The sequence below is a fragment of the Sphingomonas sp. Ant H11 genome, assembly GCF_000797515.1.
GTDB lineage: Bacteria > Pseudomonadota > Alphaproteobacteria > Sphingomonadales > Sphingomonadaceae > Sphingomonas.
Genome location: NZ_JSBN01000069.1, coordinates 1 through 3,541, shown reverse-complemented (window position 1 = coordinate 3,541; position 3,541 = coordinate 1). Strand labels below are relative to the sequence as shown.

At 64.3% G+C, this 3,541-nt stretch carries 4 protein-coding genes; 2 read left to right on the top strand and 2 right to left on the bottom strand.

Annotation, left to right across the window (positions count from 1 at the left end):
* Positions 1 to 88 precede the first annotated feature (88 nt).
* Positions 89 to 694: an ABC transporter substrate-binding protein gene (locus NW75_RS13965; protein ID WP_033965811.1), complete on the bottom strand. Its 606-nt coding sequence runs from the start codon at positions 692 to 694 to the stop codon at positions 89 to 91.
* Positions 695 to 976: 282 nt separating this feature from the next.
* Between NW75_RS13965 and ispH the strand changes: the two genes are divergently transcribed.
* On the top strand, positions 977 to 1,936 hold the full coding sequence (gene ispH, locus NW75_RS13960; RefSeq protein WP_033965810.1) for a 4-hydroxy-3-methylbut-2-enyl diphosphate reductase: 960 nt from the start codon (positions 977 to 979) through the stop codon (positions 1,934 to 1,936).
* An 8-nt stretch (positions 1,937 to 1,944) separates the two neighbouring features.
* Complete coding sequence (gene hpnH, locus NW75_RS13955) at positions 1,945 to 3,090, top strand: adenosyl-hopene transferase HpnH (RefSeq protein WP_033965809.1); 1,146 nt, start codon at positions 1,945 to 1,947, stop codon at positions 3,088 to 3,090.
* Here hpnH and NW75_RS13950 read toward each other — a convergent pair.
* On the bottom strand, positions 3,013 to 3,541 hold a 529-nt coding region (locus NW75_RS13950; protein ID WP_052192415.1), incomplete at its 5' end, for a phosphorylase family protein. The two genes, hpnH and NW75_RS13950, sit on opposite strands and share 78 nt — an antisense overlap.

Here is a 3,541-nt window from a genome sequence, read left to right as displayed (position 1 = left end):
GCCGACTGCGGTGCAGCCGTGACGGGCGCGGCCAGCAGCGCGATCGCCACCGCCAGCGCGCTGGTCGTCGATCGAATCGTCACCCGGCTTAGCGCCCGCCTTTGGCGGCCAAGTCGTCGAGATGCGCGATCAGGGCCTTGGCACCGCCTTTGGCGAAAACACTCGCGAAATCGGCGCGCCGCGTCGCCAACTGGCTGATCGCATTCTTGTAATAGACATCCACGATCTTCCACTTGCCGCCGCTCTGTCGCAAGCGATAGCCGATCGGGACCGCGTCCCCCTTCGGCGCGGAAAGCGTCGTCCGTACCAGCTTGTCTGTGCCCCGCGTCTCGACGCGGGGGTCGATGCTGAAACTCTCACCGCCATAGGTGCTGAAGTTCGAGGCATATTGGGCAACCGTCATGCGGCGCATCGCCGAAACCAGCGTGGCCTGGTCGCCCGGGGCCACCTTTACCCAATCGGGCCCCACCGACAGCCGCGTGATCAGGCCGATGTCGAAGGTCTGGTCGACGACCGGGCCGATCCGCGCGATTCGGCCTTGCGTGCCGAGCGCGCTGCCGCCCTTCATGATCGTCAGCAATCCATCGTTCAGGGTCTGGACGGGGGCCCGCGCCGGATCGGTGGCTTGCGCGGCAAGCGGAACCGCGCTGCACAATGCCACCATCGGCACGACGTATCGCAGGGAGAAAATCATCGAAAGCTCCTATTGGGACATTTGGCGATGACCCAGGTAGTTGGTCTGGCCGTTATCACCGCAACGGCCCTAGCACAAACCGCTGTAGCGCCGATGAACGCTTTAGGCGCTATCGGGTGCCCGGCCGGGAAACCACCCACCCGAAGATATAGGTTTTCCTGCTTTCTTTATGCTGCGACGCGGCTAGAATAAGCGGCCGGGAGGCATACATGACGGATCCGTGTGCGTGCCCTCCGGCCCCGCGCCCGGTTTTCGGCATTTGAGCGGACGGAAGGACAGTTTTTGCAAGTAATTTTGGCCAACCCGCGCGGTTTCTGCGCAGGCGTCGTACGCGCGATCGAGATCGTCGAGCGCGCGATCGACCGCTACGGCGCGCCGGTCTACGTCCGCCACGAAATCGTCCATAACCGCCACGTCGTGGACACGCTGCGCGCAAAAGGCGCGGTGTTCGTTGAAGAACTGTCAGACGTGCCCGAGGGCGCGATGACGGTGTTCAGCGCGCACGGCGTCGCCCGTACCGTCGAGGAAGAGGCCAAGGCGCGCAAGCTGCCGGTGTTCGACGCGACGTGTCCGCTGGTGACCAAGGTGCATTTGCAGGGTCGGCGTTATGCCAAGGCCGGGCGGACGCTGGTGATGATCGGGCATGAAGGCCATGCCGAAGTGATCGGCACGCGCGGGCAAGTCGATGCGCCCGTCCATCTCGTTTCGACCGAGGCCGATGTCGCTGCGCTCGACATCCCCGAGGATGCCGAGATCGCCTATATCACCCAGACGACGCTGAGCGTGGACGACACCAAGAATGTGATCGCCGCGCTGGCGAAGCGCTTTACCAACCTGATCGGGCCCGACGTTTCCGAAATCTGCTACGCAACGCAGAACCGCCAGAGCGCGGTGCGCGATCTGTGCAAGGTGGCCGATCTGCTGCTGGTGGTAGGCTCCGAAAACAGCTCCAACTCCAGCCGTCTGCGCGATCTCGGGCAGGATGAGGGCTTGCCGAGCTATCTCGTCGCCGATGGCAGCGCGATCGATCCGGCGTGGTTCGCGGGCGTCGAGCGCGTTGGCCTCACTGCAGGCGCATCCGCGCCGGACGAGCTGGTCGACAGCGTGATCGCGGCGCTGCGCAAACTTGGTCCGGTCGAGGTGACACAGCTGGCAGGCGTCGAGGAATCGCTCGAATTCGGTCTGCCGCGTGAGTTGCGCGACCCGCCTGCAACTTCCCAACAGCGCGTTTTGAGCGCATAGGAACCCCCATGAGCCTTCCCTTAGCCCCGCTTGCGCGCATTGGCGCCTACACCCTGAAAAACCACATCAAGGGCGGTAAATATCCGCTCGTGCTGATGCTCGAGCCGCTGCTGCGCTGCAATCTGGCGTGCCCGGGCTGCGGCAAGATCGATTATCCCGATGCGATCCTCAACCAGCGCCTGTCCTATGACCAGTGCATGGACGCGATCGACGAATGCGGCGCGCCCGCCGTCTCGATCGCGGGCGGCGAGCCGTTGCTCCACCGCGACATGCCCAAGATCGTCCAGGGCTATATCGCCAAGAAGAAGTTCGTCATCCTGTGCACCAACGCGCTGCTGATGAAGAAGAAGATCGACGACTATAAGCCGTCGCCATACTTCACCTGGTCGATCCATCTCGATGGCGACAAGGGCATGCACGACCATGCGGTCGACCAGGCCGGCACCTATGAAGTCGCGATCGAAGCGATCGAAATGGCCAAAGCCAAGGGCTTCCGCGTCCAGGTCAATTGCACCGTGTTCGACGGGGCGGACCCGACCCGCCTGGCTGCGTTCTTCGACGAGATGCAGAAGCGTGGCGTCGAGATCACCATCTCGCCCGGCTATTCGTACGAGCGCGCCGCCGATCAGGAGCATTTCCTGACGCGCGAGCGCACCAAGAACTTCTTCCGTGATGTGTTCCGGAAAGGTGATGGCGGCAAGGCGTGGACCTTCACCAACTCGCCCTTGTTCCTCGATTTCCTCGCAGGCAACCAGACCTATGAATGCACGCCGTGGTCGATGCCGCTGCGCACCGTCTTCGGCTGGCAGAAGCCATGCTATCTGGTCGGCGAAGGCTATGTCGACACCTTTGCCGAGCTGATGGAAGGCACCGACTGGGATCAATATGGCGTCGGCAAATATGAAAAGTGCTCGAACTGCATGGTGCATTGCGGGTTCGAGGGCACGGCGGCGAGCGACTCGATCCGCCATCCGCTGAAGATGTTCGCGATCGGCCGCAACGGCGTGCGCACCGAAGGTCCGATGGCCCCCGATATCGACCTGTCCAACGCCCGCAAGGCGAGCGACGTCCACTCGCTACACGTCGAGCGTGAACTCGCGAAGATCAAGGCCGCCGATCCCGAGGGCTTCAAGCGCACCCAGCGCGCGGCGTAGCGCACTGAACGCTGCCCCCGCCTCCCGCCCGGTGCGGATCAGCGCGGGGAGTTGCGCCGGGTTGCGCGCGAGCGAGGCAAGGATCGCGCCGAGCGCGACGCCGCCATCGGGTTTCATGCCGACCAGAGCGGCGGGGGGCAGCGCGTGATCGGCGCTGTCCGAGATCGTGCGCAGAATCGCGAACGGGAGGTTGTGGCGCGCGGCGACGCGGGCGGCGATGTGCGATTCCATGTCGACCGCGATCGCGCCAGTGTGTGCATGGAGCGCGGCTTTTTCGGTTGCGGAGGCGATGATCTGGTCCGCGCCGACCACGGTGCCGGGGTGAGCATTGGGGAGCGCTGCTGCCAGCCACTCGACCAATCCACCACCCCGGCGAAGGCCGGGGCCTAGTCGCGAAGGTGGCTGTGGCGACGGACAGCGCTCGATACGCTCTGACGCTGCAACTGGGCCC

Excerpts from the sequence above, each read along its gene's own strand:
- NW75_RS13965 (WP_033965811.1), bottom strand. The coding sequence starts at position 694 with ATGATTTTCTCCCTGCGATACGTCGTGCCGATGGTGGCATTGTGCAGC.
- hpnH (WP_033965809.1), top strand. The coding sequence starts at position 1,945 with ATGAGCCTTCCCTTAGCCCCGCTTGCGCGCATTGGCGCCTACACCCTG.